We start from the raw sequence: 16085 nt of genomic DNA, 5'->3' as shown, positions 1-16085 counted from the left end.
GCCGTCCATCCACCGCACCACCGAAGGCAGAAGGCAGAGGAACGAGCCCATGGCACGCACGACCGCCAGTCGGCGACCGGCCCAACCCGCGCAACCGGGCCGGCCGCAGCCGCCACGCCGCCGCCGTACGTTCGGTGACGTCGTCCGGGCGCTCCTGGCGTTTCTCGCGCTCGCCGTCCTGGTGGTGGGCGTGCCGGTCGCGCTGCTGAAGATCGTCGGCTCGCCGCTGCCGCACTCCTACTCGATGGAGGTGCTGCGGGAGCCGATCACGACGGAGACGTTCATCAACGTGCTGGCCGTCGTGGTCTGGCTGGCGTGGGCGCAGTTCGCGGCGTGCGTGATCGTGGAGACGAAGGCCGCGATCTCCGGGATCGGGATGCCGTCGCGGGTGCCCGCGTCGGGGCCGAGCCAGTTGCTGGCGCGCCAGTTGATCGCGGCGCTGCTGTTGATCGGCGCGAGCGCCGCCAGCCTCACGCCGGGGCTCGCGCAGCTCGGCAACCTGCACGACCAGCCGCACCGCGGCGGCCCGGCCGTGACCGCCCAGCAGACGCCGGGGCAGGTGCAGCAGCACCAGCAGCACGCGGCCGGTGGTACGCAGCAGCAGGGCGGCGGGCCCGCCTCCACGACGGTGACGCCGGGTGCGGCCGCCGCCGCGGAGGCCGCCAAGGAAGCGACGAAGTTCTACCGGATCCAGCCGCCCGAGGGCCGGCACCACGATTCGCTGTGGGAGATAGCCGAACGCCACCTCGGCGACGGCCGCCGCTACAACGAGATCTACCAGCTCAACAAGGACCGGGCGCAGCCCGACGGTTCGAAGCTGTCCAAGGCGAGCCTGATCCGGCCCGGCTGGATCATGGAGATGCCGGCCGACGCGCGCGGCGGCGACCTCGTGGAGATGCCCGTCGCGGCGCCGAAGCCCGCTCCCGACGTGCAGCACTACGCGGAGCGCGGCGGGGTCAAGGACACGGCGGCCGAAGGGGCTCACGCGGCGCACACCGCACCTGTCCGGACACCCGCCCAAACGCCGGTTCAGACCCCGGCCCAGACGCCCACGCAGAAGCCCGCCCAGCAGCCCGCCCACGCCGAAGAGGCCCCGGTCGGGCCGGCCGTCGCCGCACCGTCCGTATCCCAGGGCTCCGGGCACGGATTCGGGCTGCCCGAGGCGCTCATCGGCGCCCCGCTGCTGGCGGCCGGGCTGCTCGCCGCGCTGGGGCGGCGCCGCCGTACCGCGCTGTGGCAGTCGGTTACCGCCGGCGCGGTCCGCACGCCCCGCACCCCCAACGGGCCCGAGGCCGACGCCGCCGACGCGCTGCGGATCGGCGCGGACGCCGATACCGTCGCGTTCCTCGACCGCGCGCTGCGCGCCCTGTCGGCACGGCTCGCCTCGGACGGCGGCAAGCTGCCCACGGTCTACGCGGCATGGCTCACCGACGAGGCGCTGCACCTCCAGCTGGCCTGGCCCGAGGGCCAGCCGCCCGCGCCGTGGCGGCTCGGCCAGGACCAGACGTTCTGGCGGCTGGACCGGGCGGACCTGCCCGCCGACGCGGACGTCTCCGCCAGCGCCCCGTACCCGGGCCTGGCCGCCCTCGGCACCCTCGACGGCGCCCGGCTGATGCTCAACCTCGAAGCGGTGCCCGGCATCGTGTCGCTGACCGGAGCCCGCGCCGACCGTGAGGCGGTTCTCGCCTCCGTCGCCGCCGAACTCGCCACCAACGGCTGGTCGGACCGGATGACGGTGACGCTTGTGGGCTTCGCCGAGGACCTCACGGCCCTCGCGCCGGCCAGGATCCGGCACCTCGCGGACGTCCCCGAGGTCATCGAGACGATGGCCGCCGAGACCGCGCAGCGCTCCGCCGCGCTGCGGACCGCAGGACAGGACAACGTACTGACCGGCCGGACCGGCAGCGCCCAGCACACCCAGCGCTCCCCGCACCTCGTCCTGATCGCCACCGAGCCCACCGAGGAGGAGGCCGACCGGCTCGCCGAACTCGCCGCCGACTCCGGCCGGCTGGGCATCGGCTACCTCGTCGCGTCGGCCCGGGACGACCTGCCGGGCGCCGCCTGGGCGCTCGAGGTCACCTCGGCGGGCCGGCTGCTCGCCCCGCTCCTCGGTCTGGACCTGGAGGCACAGCTGCTCCCGGCCGCCCAGTACGAGGCGATCCTCGGGCTGTTCGCGGCGGCCGACCCGGACCGCGAACCGTCCGCCTCCGTGCCGCCGTTCATGGTCGACCTCACCGACCAGGGCCGGCCCGGGGTGTACGCCCGCCTCCTCGGCCCGTTCGAACTCATCGGCCTCGAAACCCCGGAGGCCGGGCGCAGCCTGCTCCTCCACGAGGCGCTGGCGCTGCTCCTGCTGCACCGTGAGGGCGTCCACCCGCGGGTGCTGGCCTCCGCGCTCTGGCCGCGCGGCGTCACCGACGACGTGCGCGACGCGCTCATCGACCGGCTGCGCGACTGGCTCGGCACCGACGCCGACGGCTCGTCGCGGATGTCGTACGACGCCACCGGCCGCCTCGTGCTGTCCAGCACGGTCGTCTCCGACTGGGACGTCCTGCAGACCCTGCACCACGCGGCCTCCGAGGGCCCGGGCGCCGACGATCCGCAGACCCGCCGCCGGCTGCTGGCCGACGCCCTCGCGCTGGCCCGCGGCTCCCTCCTGGAGGACCGCGCCCCGGGCCGCTACGGCTGGCTCGCCCACGAGATCGTCGACGCCCAGCACCCGGTCCTCGTCGCGGAGGTCGCCCTCGCCCTGGCGGGCCTGCACCTCGACGCGGGCAAGCCGAAGGCCGCCGTCGCCGCCGTGCAGACCGCCCTGGCGGTCACCGGCTCCGACGAGCGCCTCTGGCTCGCCCTCCTGCACGCGACCCACGCCACCGGCGACCCGGCCCGCCTCGAAGCCGCCGCCGAATCCCTCCTGGCCCGCAACCACACCCTCAACGGCGCGGCCCGCGGCCTGCCGCCCCGCGTCGAAGCCCTGCTGGACGAACTCCTTCCGTCCTGGCGCGGCAGCATCGGCAGTATCGCCAACTGAACGATCGCCAACTGAGCAATCGCGGATCGGCCAACCGGCGCCCGGGCGTTCGCGCCCGGGCGTTCGCTGTGCTCAGCCCTTCGCCACCGCCGTCAAAATCTCCGGGAGGCGGTTGAGGAGGCGGGGGGCCGTGAAGCGGAGGGATGCCGCGGCCAGGGTCACGGCGTAGAGGGCGCCGATCGGCAGCAGGATCCAGAGGTAGGCGTGGTGGTCGGCGACGTGGAGGTAGATCGTCAGGCCGACGAGCGGGAGACAGCAGGCCGCGCCGGTGAGACCGCCGCCGAAGAGGCTGATCGCGGCGAGGCCGCCCTGGCCGGGGGCCGAGCTGCCGAACGGGTTGTCCTGGGGGAGGGCGTACGGGAAGCGGACGCTGGCGAAGGCGCCGGCGGCGATGAGGGCGCCCAGGAGGGCGAGGGACAGCCCCAGGGTCTCCGGGACGGCGTCCGGCCGGCCGAGGAGCAGGGCCGCTCCGATGGTGACGATCGTGACGTACGGGACGGCGACGGTCGACAGGGCCAGTGCGCGGGCGCGCAGTTCCGCGTGGGCGTCGGCGCGGGTGGAGATGGTGGAGGCGACCGTCCAGAAGGCGGAGCCGTCGACACCGAACTGGTTGTACATCTGCATGCCGAGGAGCCCGGCGGCCCAGCACGCCGAGTAGATGCTGCCGTGCTGGACGGCGGCCACGATCGGCAGCAGCAGTCCGACGGCCAGCGCCGTCGCCCAGGCCGCCTTGGAGCGCGGATCGCGCCAGGCGTAGCGGAACTGGCGTTCCATCACGGTGCCGGTGCGGCCGCCGGGCAGCAGCGCGGCGAGCCGGCCGCCGCCGGTGCCCGCCTCCTTCTCCGCGGCCTGGAGGGTGGAGGCGTCGGGGGTGACCATCAGCCGGTACAGGCTGTGGTGCCACCAGCGGATCACCAGGGCCAGGACGGCCGCGACGTAGAGGAGTTCGAGGACGGCGAGACCGTAGGAGCCCCCGGTCGCCGCGCGGACCGCGTCGATCGCGGGGGCGGGTGGCAGCCAGCGGAGCACGGAGGCGAGGGACTTGACGCGGTCCAGGCCGTCGGACGAGGCGAGCGAGCTGGCGCCGAGGTTGACGAGCTGCGCGCCGACCGCCACGAACAGGCCGCTGAGCAGCGCGAGGTCGCGCCCCTTGCGGCTGGTGAGCAGACGGGTGTTGGCGGCGGCGACGGCGCGCGACAGCGCCACGCACAGCAGCAGTACCAGCGCGACGGCGACGATCGCGACGACGATGGAGACCGCGTTGCCCGCCAGCGCGGACACCGCGCCAGCCGTCACGATGACCGTGAAGACCGGTCCCACGCCCAGCAGCGACGAGATCAGCAGGGCGGAGATCAGCGGCCGCGGGCGCAGCGGCAGCATGGCGAGGCGGGTGGGGTCGAGGGTGTCGTCGCCGCCGAAGAGGAACAGCGGCATGACGGCCCAGCCGATGATGAGGACGACGGCCAGCCCGACGGCGGCCGCCGGCCCGTATTCGCTGTGGCGCAGCGCGATCATCCCGACGCCCATGGCGAGCCCGTACAGCATCGCGAAGACGACGCCGACGATCCAGCCGATGGTGCGGCCGGTGGACTGCCGCAGTCCGTTGCGGATGATGGCGAGTTTGAGACGGATGAAGACCGGCGTGACCGACGGGTGCGTGGCCGGGGCGCTCATCGTGCGCCGCCCAGCCAGTCGAGGTCCTGGCCGCCGCGTTCGGTGGCGCCGACGAGCGACAGGAACGCGTCCTGGAGGGAGGACGCCTCCCCCCGTACGTCGGCGAGCGGGCCCTGGGCGACGATCCGGCCGGCGGCCATCACCGCGACCCAGTCGCAGAGGCTCTCCACGAGCTCCATGACGTGCGAGGAGAACACGACGGTGGCGCCCGAGCGGGTGTATCGCTCCAGGACACCGCGGATGACCTGCGCGGACACCGGGTCGACGCCCTCGAAGGGCTCGTCGAGGAAGAGCACTTCGGGGTTGTGGAGCAGCGCCGCGGCCAGTCCGATCTTCTTCCGCATACCGGTCGAGTAGTCGACGACCAGCTTGTTCTGCGCGGCGGAGAGGTCGAGGACGTCGAGCAGCTGCGCGGCGCGCTTGTCGACCTCGGCGCCGGGCAGACCGCGCAACCGGCCGGTGTAGGCAAGCAGTTCGCGGCCCGACAGACGTTCGAAGAGCCGCAGCCCCTCGGGGAGCACGCCGATCCGGGACTTCACGGCGACGGGGTCGGTCCAGACGTCGTGGCCGGTGATCAGGACGGTGCCGTCGTCGGGGCGGAGCAGGCCGGTGACCATGGAGAGCGTGGTGGTCTTGCCGGCGCCGTTCGGGCCGACCAGGCCGATGAACCGTCCGGCCGGGAGTTCGAGGTCGATCCCGGCCACGGCCACCTGCTCGCCGAAGGACTTCCACAGGTTGTGGACGCTGACCGCGTAGCCCTGGTCCGCTGCGCCTTGATCCGGTGCGCCCTCGTCGGGTGCACCCGCCTCGAATGTCTTCGGCACGTTGCGCCGTCCTTCCCCGTGGAGACCGCTGATCCACGGGGAAGCCTAGAGCAGGCCCTGTCAGGCCCCGGCGGGTGCTATCGGGCCCGGCTCGCCGCCGCCTCGCGGCCGCACGCGTACGCCAGCGGGCTCAGCAGTTCCTCGACGTCGGGGAGCCAGCGGTTGAGGGCGGTGGGCTGGCGCGCCCACTGCACGGAGCCGCCGGTGCCGGTGCGGGTGGGCGGGGACGCGATGAAGTCGCCCTCGCCGCGGACCAGGAGGTCCAGGGAGGCGGGCGGCCAGCCCAGCTTGCGCAGCAGGTCGGGGACCTTGACCGACGCGCCGGGCAGCACCAGGAAGATCAGCCGCCGGTTGGGGGTGCAGAGCACCGGGCCCAGCGGCAGGTCCATCCGTTCCATGCGGGCGAGGGCGAGGCAGCCGGCCACCTCGGGGACGTCGATCGCGTCGAAGGTGCGTCCGGTCGGCAGCAGGATCGACGCCCGCGGCTGCTTGGACCACATCCGGCGCACCGCGACGGCGCTGCCGCTGGCCTGGGTCGCCCAGTCGGGGCGGGTCGGGTGCGCGCCCGGCGCCGGGCAGGCGGGGGAGTCGCACGAGCAGCGTGACCCGCCGCCGTCGTCCTCCAGCCAGGAGCCGGGCAGCACGTCCCAGTGCCGCTCCTCCGCGTATCGGACCGCTGTGTCGAGCAGTTGGTCGGTGAGCTGCTGCGGGGGGGCTCCGATGGTGTCTTCCACGCGCTGCACAACTACCTCGGTCACCAAGGGTTACGGGGTGGAGCCGCGGCTCATCGCGGGCGCACGGGTGCACGGCCGGGGGCGCGTGCGGGAACGCGGCCCAGGATGCGGGTAGTCCCTGGTGGGTGCGGTGACGTACGCCCTGGAAGAAATGCCGTGAAAACGGTGAATTCACGTCATGTGTGCTGGGCATTGATCTCTTATCGAAGATCGCCAGGGGGAGCGGGACGACGGGCACAGGCCCGTGATCCCGCGATGAAGGAGGGGCACTATATGGCCGCACGACCACTGGTGGCGCGGCAGCCGAACGAACGGCTGCAGGCGCTCATCCAGGAAGCCGGCTGCTCCAACGCCGGCCTGGCCCGCCGGGTCAACATGTGCGGGGCCGAGCACGGCCTCGACCTGCGGTACGACAAGACGTCCGTCGCCCGCTGGCTGAGAGGCCAGCAGCCGCGCGGCCGGGCGCCGGCCATCATCTCCGAGGCGCTGGGCCGCAAGCTGGGGCGCGCCGTCTCCATCGACGAGATCGGCATGGCCAACGGCAAGAACCTCGCCACCGGCATCGGGCTGCACTTCGCGCCCACCGTTCTCGGTGCGATCGAGCAGGTCTGCGAGCTGTGGCGCAGCGACGTCGGGCGCCGGGACTTCCTCACCGGGTCGACGGTGGCCGCCTCGGCCCTCGTCGAGCCCAGCCGTGACTGGCTGATCACCCGTACCGACGGCGCCGTCGCCCGGGCCGGCGGGTCGCGGGTCGGCAAGGCGGACGTGGAGGCGGTGCGGGCCACGACGAAGGCGCTCGTCGACCTGGATCACCGCTTCGGCAGCGGCCATGTGCGGCCGGTCGTCGTGCACTACCTCAACAGCGTCGTGTCGGGGCTGCTGGCGGGCTCCTACCGCGAGGCGACCGGCCGTCAGCTCTTCGGCGCGGTGGCGCGGTTGACCGAACTCGCCGGCTACATGGCCGTCGACACCGGGCAGCCGGGGCTCGCGCAGCGCTACTACATCCAGGCGCTGCGGCTCGCGCAGGCGGCGGGCGACCGCGGCTACGGCGGCTACGTGCTGGCCGCCGGGATGAGCCATCTCGCCGAGACGCTCGGCAATCCGCGCGAGATCGCGCAGCTCGCGCGGGCCGCGCAGGAGGGCGCGCGCGGGCAGGTCACCCCCACCGCGCAGGCGATGTTCTACGCGGCGGAGGCCCGCGGGCACGCGCTGCTCGGCGACGCCCGGACGTTCGCGTCGGTCGCCGGACAGGCCGTCGACGCGCTGGAACATTCCAACCCGGACGACGACCCCGACTGGATCTCCCACTTCGACCAGGCCTATCTGGCCGATGAGTTGGCGCACGGCCACCGCGACCTCGGCCAGGCGGCCCCGGCCGCCCGGCGCGCCGAGGAGTCCCTCGCGGGCCACCCCCCGACGCGGGTGCGCCGCCGCGCGATCGGGCTGCTGCTCCTCGCCGACGCCCAGGTGCAGCAGCGCGAGATCGAGCAGGCCTGCCACACGGGCACCGAGGCGGTGGCCCTGCTGACCGGGCTGCGCTCCCATCGCGGTGCCGAATATCTGGACGACTTCCGCCGCCGCCTGGAACCGTACGGAGCGGAGCCCGCGGTACGGGAGTTCGGCGCCCATCTGCAGGAGCAGGAGGCCGCCGCATAGCGCCCGGCGGTCCTCCCGGGGTGCGCGCCGCCCCGGCGCACGCGGTACCGGCGGAATCGCCACCCGCCGGAATCGTTACCGGAACGACATCGCCGTGCACGACCGCCCAAGAGACGGCCGATACCTCGCCATTCGGTCCTTCCCCGTCGTCAACGCGGCCCTGTCCGGCCCTCGCCCGATCGGGTGCGTGGTGGGTTCTCAGGCTGACCCGGTAGCGTGAGCCGTCGAGTCCGATGACGGGTCCGACGACGGGTAAAGGCGGGAGTTCCGGCGATGCACAGCGGACACGGCGACGAGACGCCGGACGATCAGTACCGGCAGAACCCGGGAACGCCCGAGCCCCGAAGGGGTGTGGTGCTGCCACCGGAGCAGCCGCCGCAGCATTACGACGACCATGTGCGGCCCGCCGGCGGCCAGCCGTGGGACCAGGCGCCGGGCGCCGCGCAGCCGCTGCCGCCCGAGGCCGGCGCGGGGGCGGACGCGACGATGATGTTCCCGCCGTATCCGCAGGCCACCCCGCCTGCTCCCGCGATGCCGCCGATGCCGCCCGCGATGCCCCCGGCGCCGCAGGCGGCCGCCGCACCGGTGCCGGAGGCGGACGCCACCCAGTTCCTGCCCCCGTATCCGCGTTCGTCGCCGCCCCCGGAGCCGTTCACCCCGGACCCGTTCAAGGCCGAGCCGTTCGCTCCCGAGCCGTTCACGCCCGAGCACTTCGGGGCGGGGACCGGTCCCGCCGGGTACCCCGCCGAGAGCGAGGCGGAGGCCACCCGGCACCTGTCGCTCTCGATCTTCGACGAGCCGTCGTACGACCAGCCGCAGGGGCCCTCGTACGACCAGTCGTACGACGAGCCGCAGTCCGCCCCCTCGGGCGACTACGACCACCTGTACCGGCAGGACGGCCCCCGGCAGCAGCCGAGGCCGGAGCCGGCCCGTCAGCAGCCCTACCGGGGCCAGGCAGCGCCGCCGGCTCCGGCGCCCGCTCAGGCCTATGCGGATCCGTACGACGGAGCGAACGGTGCGAACCACGCAAATGGTGCGAACGGTGGCGGCGGTGGCGGATCGCGCCGCCGGCTCTCCCCGGCCGCGGTGATCGGCATCGTGGTCGTCGGCTGCGCCCTGGCCGGGCTGGCCGCGGGCGCCGCGCTCAGCGCGGGCGGCGACGACAGCAAGGACGCGGCCAAGGCGAGCAAGCCACCATCCTCGTCGACCGGAGCGTCCGCGCAGCCGGGCGGAGCCGCCGACGACGCCGTCACGAAGCAGGCGAAGTCCCTGGACACACTCCTCAAGGACAGCGGCAGCAGCCGGTCCTCCGTGGTCAGCGCGGTGGAGTCGATCAAGTCCTGCAAGAACCTGCCCCAGGCGGCGACCGACCTGCGCGCGGCGGCCGGCCAGCGCGGCACGCTCGTCACCCGCCTCGCGGCCCTGCAGGTGGACCAGCTGCCGCAGCACGCGGAGCTGACCGAGGCGCTGAACAAGGCGTGGGCGGCGTCGGCCGCGGCCGACAACGCGTACGCGTCCTGGGCGGACCAGGCGGCCAGCGACGGCAAGACCTGCAAGGGCGGCCACGCGAAGGGCACCCCGGTCAAGTCGGTGGGCGACCGCGAGAGCGGCAGCGCTACGGCGCAGAAGAAGCGGGCCGTCCGGCTCTGGAACGCGATCGCGAAGCAGCACAACCTGACCGAGCGGGAGTACTCCCAGCTCTGAGCCGAGCGGGCGCCCGGGGTCCGGGCGCCCGCTGCTAGCCGTTCTGGCTCACCTGGCGGCCGAGCGTCGCCGCCATGTCGACGAATCCGGTGCGGGCGGCGACCAGCCGGCCGTCCTTGACGACCTGGTAGACGACCTTCGCGTTCACCATCCGCGGGTGGCCCGGCACCGGGAGCATGTTCTCGTTGCGCCAGCCGAGGTCCGGGGTGAGGCCGCCGGTCGAGATGGCGTTCGCCTTGTCCAGCGCGCGCTTGAGGGTCATGGGGTTGACCTCCTCCTCGCCCATCGCCCGGACGACCTCGGTGAAGACCGAGTACGCGATCCAGGTGGTCTGGACGCCGGGGTCGGCGACGTCGATCCGGTTGTCACCGAAGGCGTACTTCTTCACGACCTCCTTCATCGCGTCCCACTTGGGATCCGAGGTCGGCGGGTACCAGCCGGTGGCGAACGCGTTCTCCAGCGGGCTGTTCCTCCCGCCGGTGCTGTCGATCAGCGACTGCTGGATGCTGCCGATCACCGAGGAGAGCCGCACGTCGGGCAGCTCGTTGCCGAGCCGCCGGAGCGAGTCGATGAAGGTGTCCGTGCGGTCGCCGAGCACGGCCGAGACACAGGTGCCGGAGTGGGCGTTGCCGACCGCCCGCTGGGCGACGCCGGTGTACTCGGTGGAGTCGTCGGCCGTCGGCAGGTCGTTGGCGGCGGGCCGGCCGCCGGCCTTGAGACCGGCGTCGAGGAACAGCGGGAACTGGTCGCCGACGATGGTGTCCGGCCGCACCAGGCTGACCTTGGAGCAGGAGGCCGCCAGTTGCTTCCCGCTGCCCGTCAGCAGGGCCGGCAGGCCGCCGTTGACGGGATAGGACATGGGGCTCTGGAACTCCTCCTGGGTTATCCCGTAGCCCCCGATGTACGGGATCCCGGCCGACTCCAGGATGGAGGTGAAGCTGTTGGCGTGCTCGCTGTACGAGCCGATGACGGCGACCGCGCCCTCTTCCTGGGCCCGCTGCGCGCACTTCGCGGCCTCGACCGTGTCGTTGTGGTCGTTGCAGGTGAGGACCTTGAGGTCGCGGCCGTTCAGCCCGCCCGAGGCGTTGACGTGCGCCGCGAACGCCTGCGCCATGGCGGGCATTCCTGGCATGTTGGTCGATTTCGTACCGTCCGGCGCCCAGGTCATGACGACCACGGGTCCCGGGGAGCCCCCCGCGCTCCCCGGGATCGCACCGCAGCCGCTGATCAGCGCCGCGCAGGTCGTCGATACAGCCAACAGGACAGCCTTGCGCGAACGCCGCTCAGTCATGAACATGGACGTTTCCGTCCCGCCCTCAACGTGCGGGTGATCGTGGGCGAACGCAGCGTCACGTTCAGGTGAATTGCAGGTGCGGATTCGAGGGAACGTACGATCGGTCACCGTGCAGACTTCGGAGAAGACTTCCCGCCGCGGTACCCGCTCCTCCACGATGGGGGGCATGCCGCTCAATGACATGCCTTGGTGGCGCTGGCGCAGCAATGTGCGCTCGGCGCTGCACATGATCAGCGACCCGGTGTTCCAGCAGGAGTGCTGGCTCGCCGGGGTGCCCGGTTTCGGCGACGTCACCGACGCCGTCTACCGCCTCGTCGAGGACACCTGGCTCGACAACTGGTCCGCCGAGAAATACGTCGGGACGATCTTCCGCGACTCGCAGGAGGCCGCGCTCGTCGACGTCGCGGTGCTCCGGGTGCTGAAGATCCTGCACCAGGTGGGCGCGGACGCGCCGGTCAGCACCTACCTGGAGCACCACGCCTGGCCGGAGGCGGTCCGCGCCGCCCGTGAGGCGCACGTCAAGCTCGCGACGGCCGACGGGGACGACGTGGACGCGCCGCCGCGCTCGCTCGACGTCCTGGCGATCTACACGCGTACCGCCTGACGGACGGCGGCGCCGTGCGAGCGGCCGCGTGTGCGAGGCTGACGTGGTGAACGAACCGCAATATGTGCTGACGCTGTCCTGTCCCGACAAGCAGGGCATCGTGCATGCCGTGTCGAGCTACCTCTTCATGACCGGCTGCAACATCGTGGACAGCCAGCAGTTCGGGGACCAGGACACCGGGCTGTTCTTCATGCGGGTGCACTTCACGGCGGAGCCGCCGGTGGACCAGGACAAACTGCGCGCGAGCTTCGCGGCGATCGGCAGCGCCTTCCAGATGGACTGGCAGCTGCACGCGGCGGACGAGAAGATGCGGGTCGTCCTCATGGTCAGCAAGTTCGGGCACTGCCTGAACGATCTGCTGTTCCGCACCCGGATCGGCGCGCTGCCCGTCGAGATCGCGGCCGTGGTCTCCAACCACACGGACTTCGAGGAGCTCGCCGGCTCCTACGGCATCCCGTTCCACCACATCCCGGTGACCGCCGACACCAAGGACCAGGCGGAGGCGCGGCTGCTGGAACTGGTCGAGGCGGAGCGCGTGGACCTGGTGGTGCTGGCCCGCTACATGCAGGTCATCTCCGACGACCTGTGCAAGCGGCTGCCCGGCCGGATCATCAACATCCACCACTCGTTCCTGCCGAGCTTCAAGGGCGCCAAGCCCTACCACCAGGCGCACGCGCGCGGGGTGAAGCTGATCGGCGCGACCGCGCACTACGTGACGGCGGCCCTCGACGAGGGCCCGATCATCGAGCAGGAGGTCGAGCGGGTGGGGCACGAGGTCACCCCCGAGCAGCTCGTGGCGATCGGCCGTGACGTCGAGTGCCAGGCGCTGGCGCGCGCCGTGAAGTGGCACAGCGAGCACCGCGTCCTGATCAACGGGCACCGCACGGTCGTCTTCGCCTGACGTGCGGTGCCGCGGGCCGTACCGGTCCGGTCCGGTCCGGTCAGGCGCCGGCGCCCAGCTCCTTGTAGCGGGCCTGGCAGACGTCGAAGTCCGGCAGCCGGCCGCCGTCCCGCATCTCCGCGAAGCTGGGGGCGGCCGCGTCCCGGGCGGACAGCTGGGGCGCGCCGGTCTGCCAGTCGATGCCGAGCTCGGGGTCGAGCGGGTGCACACCGTGCTCCTTGTCGGGACGGAAGACGTCCGAGACGAGGTACGAGAGCGTGGCGTCGTCGCTGAGGGCGCAGAAGCCGTGGCCCATGCCCTCCGCGATGTAGAGGGCCTTGCGGTCCACGTCGTCCAGCCGGACGCCCTCCCACTGGCCGAAGGTCGGCGAGCCGACCCGCAGGTCGACCACCACGTCGAGCACCGCGCCGCGTACGCACGTCACGTACTTGGACTGGCCCATCGGGACGTCGGCGAAGTGGATGCCGCGCACGACGTCCTTCGACGACACCGACATGTTGGCCTGCGCGAGCCGCATCGGATGCCCGACCTCGGCCTCCAGCCGGTCGAAGCGGTACCACTCCAGGAACAGGCCGCGCGGGTCGCCGTGCTGCTGGGGGGTGATCTCCCAGGCGCCGTGGAAGGACAGCGGTCGGATGTTCATCGCGGGAGGTCCTCTTCGAGGGCGAGCGTGTTGACGAGGTATTCGCCGTAGCCGCTCTTCAGCAGCGGTTCGGCCAGTTTGCGCAGCTGCTCGGAGTCGATGAACCCCATCCGCCAGGCGGTCTCCTCGACGCAGCCGAGCTTCAGCCCCTGCCGCTCCTCGATGACCCGGACGTACTCCGAGGCCTGGACGAGGGAGTCGAAGGTGCCGGTGTCCAGCCAGGCGGTGCCGCGGTCCAGTACGGAGACCCGGAGCTTGCCCTGCTGCAGGTAGGTCGCGTTGACCTCGGTGATCTCCAGTTCGCCGCGCGCGCTGGGCTTCAGGCTGTTGGTGATGTCCACGACCTGGCTGTCGTAGAAGTAGAGGCCCGGGACGGCGAAGCGCGACTTCGGCCGCTCCGGCTTCTCCTCGATCGACAGCGCGTTGCCGTGCTCGTCGAACTCGACGACGCCGTATGCGGTGGGGTCCTTCACCTGGTAGGCGAAGATCACGCCGCCGTCGGGGGAGCTGTGGTCCTGCAATTGCCGCCCGAGGCCCGCGCCGTGGAAGATGTTGTCACCGAGAATGAGCGCCACCGGCTCACCGCCGATGAAGTCCGCACCGATCTGGAAAGCCTGGGCGATTCCACCGGGATTCGGCTGCGAGCGGTATTCGATATTGATACCGAATTGCGAGCCGTCGCCGAGGAGCCGGCGGAACTGCTCCTGGTCCTGCTCGGTGGTGATGAGCAGTATGTCGCGAATTCCCGCCATCATGAGCGTCGACAGCGGGTAATAGACCATCGGCTTGTCGTAGACCGGCATCAGCTGTTTGGAGACCGCTTTGGTGATCGGCCACAGCCGGGACCCGGTCCCGCCGGCGAGGAGGATACCACGCATGTTGTTTCTACTTTCTCCGGCGGCAGGCGGCCGAAGACTGCTCGGCTTCGCCCCTGCACTCGGGGAACGGCTAGAGTTACGGCGAAGCAAACCATCTTACGCCGCCCCCCAGTAGGGGCCTGACTGGACTCTGGCACTCATGAACATTCTTGTTACCGGTGGCGCCGGATTCATCGGCTCGCAGTTCGTCCGCGCAGTCCTGTCAGGGGAGATGCCGGGGCTCGAGACCGCCTCCGTCACCGTACTGGACAAACTCACCTACGCCGGCAACCCGGAGAACCTCGCTCCGGTCGCCCACCTGCCCGGCTACCGGTTCGCGCACGGCGACATCTGCGACGCGGACTTCGTCGCCTCCGTCCTGCCCGGCCATGACGCGGTGGTGCACTTCGCCGCGGAGTCGCACGTCGACCGGTCGATCACCGGCGCGGCCGCGTTCGTCACCACGAACGTGCTCGGCACCCAGACCCTGCTGGACGCCGCCCACAAGCTGGGCATCGGCCGCTTCGTGCACGTGTCCACGGACGAGGTGTACGGCTCGATCAGTGAAGGTTCGTGGACCGAGGACTGGCCGCTCGCGCCCAACTCCCCGTACGCCGCGGCGAAGGCGGGCTCCGACCTGATCGCGCTCGCCTACCACCGCACGCACGGGATGGACGTGGTGGTCACCCGCTGCTCCAACAACTACGGGCACCATCACTTCCCCGAGAAGATGATCCCGCTGTTCGTGACGAACCTGCTGGACGGCAAGAAGGTCCCGCTCTACGGCGACGGCGGCAACATCCGTGACTGGCTGCACGTCTCCGACCACTGCCGGGGCATCGCGCTCGCGCTGCAGGGCGGCAAGGCCGGTGAGGTCTATCACATCGGCGGCGGCACCGAGTTGACGAACAAGGAGCTCGCCGGCCGGCTGCTGGAAGCCTGCGGCGCCGGCTGGGACATGGTCGAGTACGTCGAGGACCGCAAGGGCCACGACCTGCGCTACTCCCTGGACATCAGCAAGTCCCGCGCCGAGCTGGGCTACGAGCCGCAGATCGGCTTCGACCAGGGCCTCGCCGACACCGTCGCCTGGTACCGCGACAACCGGGCCTGGTGGGAGCCGCTGAAGGCCAAGGCGGCGCTTTCATGAGCGATGCCGTGACGAACGACGACCCGGCCGCCGGCAGCACCCGCTGGCTGGTGACCGGCGCCGGCGGCATGCTCGGCCAGGAGGTCGTGGCGGCGCTTGCCGCCGACCCGGCCGCCGCCGTCACCGCCGCCACCCGGGCCGACCTGGATCTGACCGACCCCGCGGCGCTGCTCGCGGCGGTCCGCGGTCACCGGATCGTGGTCAACGCGGCAGCCTGGACGGACGTCGACGGCGCGGAGGCCGACGAGGCCGCCGCCACCGTCGTCAACGGCGACGGGGTGCGCCATCTGGCCGCGGCCTGCGCCGCCGCGGGCGCGCTGCTCATCCATGTCTCCACCGACTACGTCTTCCCCGGCGACGCCAAGGAGCCGTACCGCGAGGACGACCCGACCGGGCCGGTCAACGCGTACGGCCGCGGCAAGCTCGCCGGTGAGCTCGCGGTCGCCGAGCTGCTGCCCGACAGCGGCTACACCGTCCGCACCGCCTGGCTGTACGGCGCGCACGGCCGCAACTTCGTCGCGACCATGCTGAAGCTGGCGGCCACCCACGAGACGCTCGACGTCGTCGACGACCAGCTCGGCCAGCCCACCTGGGCCCGCGCGCTGGCCGTCCGGCTCACCGAGCTGGGCCGCGCCGCGCTCGCGGGCGACGCCCCGGCCGGCGCGTACCACGGCACGGCTTCCGGCCAGGCCACCTGGTACGAGCTGGCCCGCGCCGCGTTCGAGCTGTCGGGGCTGGACCCCGACCGGATCCGCCCCACCACGGCCGACAAGTTCGTCCGGCCGGCCCAGCGCCCGGCCTACAGCGTGCTGGGCCACGACCGCTGGTCCGCCGCCGGGCTCCCGGCGATGGCCGACTGGCGGGACGAGCTCAAGGCGGCGGTCGCGGCAGGAACGTTCGCACCGCGGCCGTAGCCGCACCACCGGTCACGCCCACCGGGTACGACGCACGAAAGCCCGGCCGCCACTGCGGTCGGGCTTTTCGTGTTCGGTGCACCCGCGCGGACCCTTCGGAGG

General features: G+C 72.3%; 13 protein-coding genes. 7 read left to right on the top strand and 6 right to left on the bottom strand.

Translation table 11 applies throughout. From position 1 onward, the window contains the following. The first annotated feature begins 49 nt into the window (after window positions 1–49). Window positions 50–3031 (top strand): BTAD domain-containing putative transcriptional regulator, encoded by a 2982-nt coding sequence (locus tag C6N31_RS17360; RefSeq protein WP_198357795.1) that lies wholly within the window; start codon window positions 50–52, stop codon window positions 3029–3031. 72 nt (window positions 3032–3103) lie between these two features. Here C6N31_RS17360 and C6N31_RS17355 read toward each other — a convergent pair whose 3' ends face one another. The 3 genes from C6N31_RS17355 to C6N31_RS17345 all read right to left on the bottom strand — a co-directional run bounded on the left by C6N31_RS17355 (window position 3104) and on the right by C6N31_RS17345 (window position 6263). Next, window positions 3104–4705 (bottom strand): transporter, encoded by a 1602-nt coding sequence (locus tag C6N31_RS17355; protein ID WP_198357794.1) that lies wholly within the window; start codon window positions 4703–4705, stop codon window positions 3104–3106. Further along, complete coding sequence (locus tag C6N31_RS17350; RefSeq protein ID WP_138353530.1) at window positions 4702–5529, bottom strand: ABC transporter ATP-binding protein; 828 nt, start codon at window positions 5527–5529, stop codon at window positions 4702–4704. The genes C6N31_RS17355 and C6N31_RS17350 overlap by 4 nt, the downstream gene beginning before the upstream one ends. 77 nt (window positions 5530–5606) lie before the next feature. After that, on the bottom strand, window positions 5607–6263 hold the full coding sequence (locus tag C6N31_RS17345; RefSeq protein WP_138353531.1) for a bifunctional DNA primase/polymerase: 657 nt from the start codon (window positions 6261–6263) through the stop codon (window positions 5607–5609). 273 nt (window positions 6264–6536) lie between these two features. Here C6N31_RS17345 and C6N31_RS17340 point away from each other — a divergent pair, with 273 nt between their 5' ends. Together C6N31_RS17340 and C6N31_RS17335 are read left to right on the top strand one after the other, a co-directional pair. After that, a complete protein-coding gene (locus C6N31_RS17340) occupies window positions 6537–7919 on the top strand; it encodes an NsdA family TPR-like regulatory protein (RefSeq protein WP_198357793.1) in 1383 nt (460 codons plus the stop codon). Between the two features lie 273 nt (window positions 7920–8192). Continuing rightward, window positions 8193–9623: a hypothetical protein gene (locus C6N31_RS17335; RefSeq protein ID WP_198357792.1), complete on the top strand. Its 1431-nt coding sequence runs from the start codon at window positions 8193–8195 to the stop codon at window positions 9621–9623. 34 nt (window positions 9624–9657) lie between these two features. On the opposite strand, the gene C6N31_RS17330 is transcribed toward C6N31_RS17335, so the two are convergent. Further along, complete coding sequence (locus C6N31_RS17330) at window positions 9658–10881, bottom strand: ABC transporter substrate-binding protein (protein WP_232485318.1); 1224 nt, start codon at window positions 10879–10881, stop codon at window positions 9658–9660. A gap of 193 nt (window positions 10882–11074) precedes the next feature. On the opposite strand from C6N31_RS17330, the gene C6N31_RS17325 reads away from it, so the two are divergent. Both C6N31_RS17325 and purU read left to right on the top strand, forming a co-directional pair. Further along, window positions 11075–11521 carry an SCO4402 family protein gene (locus C6N31_RS17325; protein WP_187145299.1) on the top strand — a complete coding sequence of 149 codons (447 nt, stop codon included), beginning with the start codon at window positions 11075–11077 and terminating at the stop codon, window positions 11519–11521. A gap of 46 nt (window positions 11522–11567) precedes the next feature. Next, window positions 11568–12422 (top strand): formyltetrahydrofolate deformylase, encoded by an 855-nt coding sequence (purU, locus tag C6N31_RS17320; protein ID WP_343241464.1) that lies wholly within the window; start codon window positions 11568–11570, stop codon window positions 12420–12422. Between the two features lie 40 nt (window positions 12423–12462). On the opposite strand, the gene rfbC is transcribed toward purU, so the two are convergent. Further along, the gene (rfbC, locus tag C6N31_RS17315) at window positions 12463–13065 is read right to left on the bottom strand and encodes a dTDP-4-dehydrorhamnose 3,5-epimerase (protein WP_138353537.1); all 603 of its coding nucleotides are present in this window, start codon (window positions 13063–13065) and stop codon (window positions 12463–12465) included. Next, entirely contained in the window at window positions 13062–13943 is an 882-nt protein-coding gene (rfbA, locus tag C6N31_RS17310) for a glucose-1-phosphate thymidylyltransferase RfbA (RefSeq protein ID WP_138353538.1), read from the bottom strand. Before rfbA ends, rfbC begins: the two co-directional genes overlap by 4 nt. Window positions 13944–14082: 139 nt before the next feature. Between rfbA and rfbB the strand changes: the two genes are divergently transcribed. Further along, complete coding sequence (rfbB, locus tag C6N31_RS17305) at window positions 14083–15069, top strand: dTDP-glucose 4,6-dehydratase (RefSeq protein ID WP_138353539.1); 987 nt, start codon at window positions 14083–14085, stop codon at window positions 15067–15069. Further along, window positions 15066–15983: a dTDP-4-dehydrorhamnose reductase gene (rfbD, locus tag C6N31_RS17300; protein ID WP_138353540.1), complete on the top strand. Its 918-nt coding sequence runs from the start codon at window positions 15066–15068 to the stop codon at window positions 15981–15983. The genes rfbB and rfbD overlap by 4 nt, the downstream gene beginning before the upstream one ends. Window positions 15984–16085 lie beyond the last annotated feature (102 nt).

The sequence above is a fragment of the Streptomyces fildesensis genome, assembly GCF_016107395.1.
GTDB classification, from domain to species: domain Bacteria; phylum Actinomycetota; class Actinomycetes; order Streptomycetales; family Streptomycetaceae; genus Actinacidiphila; species Actinacidiphila fildesensis.
The sequence above is the reverse complement of the archived record's forward strand: the minus strand, read 5'-3'. Positions and strand labels throughout refer to the sequence as shown.

What these genes read in the sequence shown, in the direction of transcription:
- C6N31_RS17360 (WP_198357795.1), top strand. Translation starts at nt 50, where the DNA reads ATGGCACGCACGACCGCCAGTCGGCGACCGGCCCAACCCGCGCAACCG.
- C6N31_RS17355 (WP_198357794.1), bottom strand. Translation starts at nt 4,705, where the DNA reads ATGAGCGCCCCGGCCACGCACCCGTCGGTCACGCCGGTCTTCATCCGT.
- C6N31_RS17340 (WP_198357793.1), top strand. Translation starts at nt 6,537, where the DNA reads ATGGCCGCACGACCACTGGTGGCGCGGCAGCCGAACGAACGGCTGCAG.
- C6N31_RS17335 (WP_198357792.1), top strand. Translation starts at nt 8,193, where the DNA reads ATGCACAGCGGACACGGCGACGAGACGCCGGACGATCAGTACCGGCAG.
- C6N31_RS17325 (WP_187145299.1), top strand. Translation starts at nt 11,075, where the DNA reads ATGGGGGGCATGCCGCTCAATGACATGCCTTGGTGGCGCTGGCGCAGC.
- rfbC (WP_138353537.1), bottom strand. Translation starts at nt 13,065, where the DNA reads ATGAACATCCGACCGCTGTCCTTCCACGGCGCCTGGGAGATCACCCCC.
- rfbA (WP_138353538.1), bottom strand. Translation starts at nt 13,943, where the DNA reads ATGCGTGGTATCCTCCTCGCCGGCGGGACCGGGTCCCGGCTGTGGCCG.
- rfbB (WP_138353539.1), top strand. Translation starts at nt 14,083, where the DNA reads ATGAACATTCTTGTTACCGGTGGCGCCGGATTCATCGGCTCGCAGTTC.
- rfbD (WP_138353540.1), top strand. Translation starts at nt 15,066, where the DNA reads ATGAGCGATGCCGTGACGAACGACGACCCGGCCGCCGGCAGCACCCGC.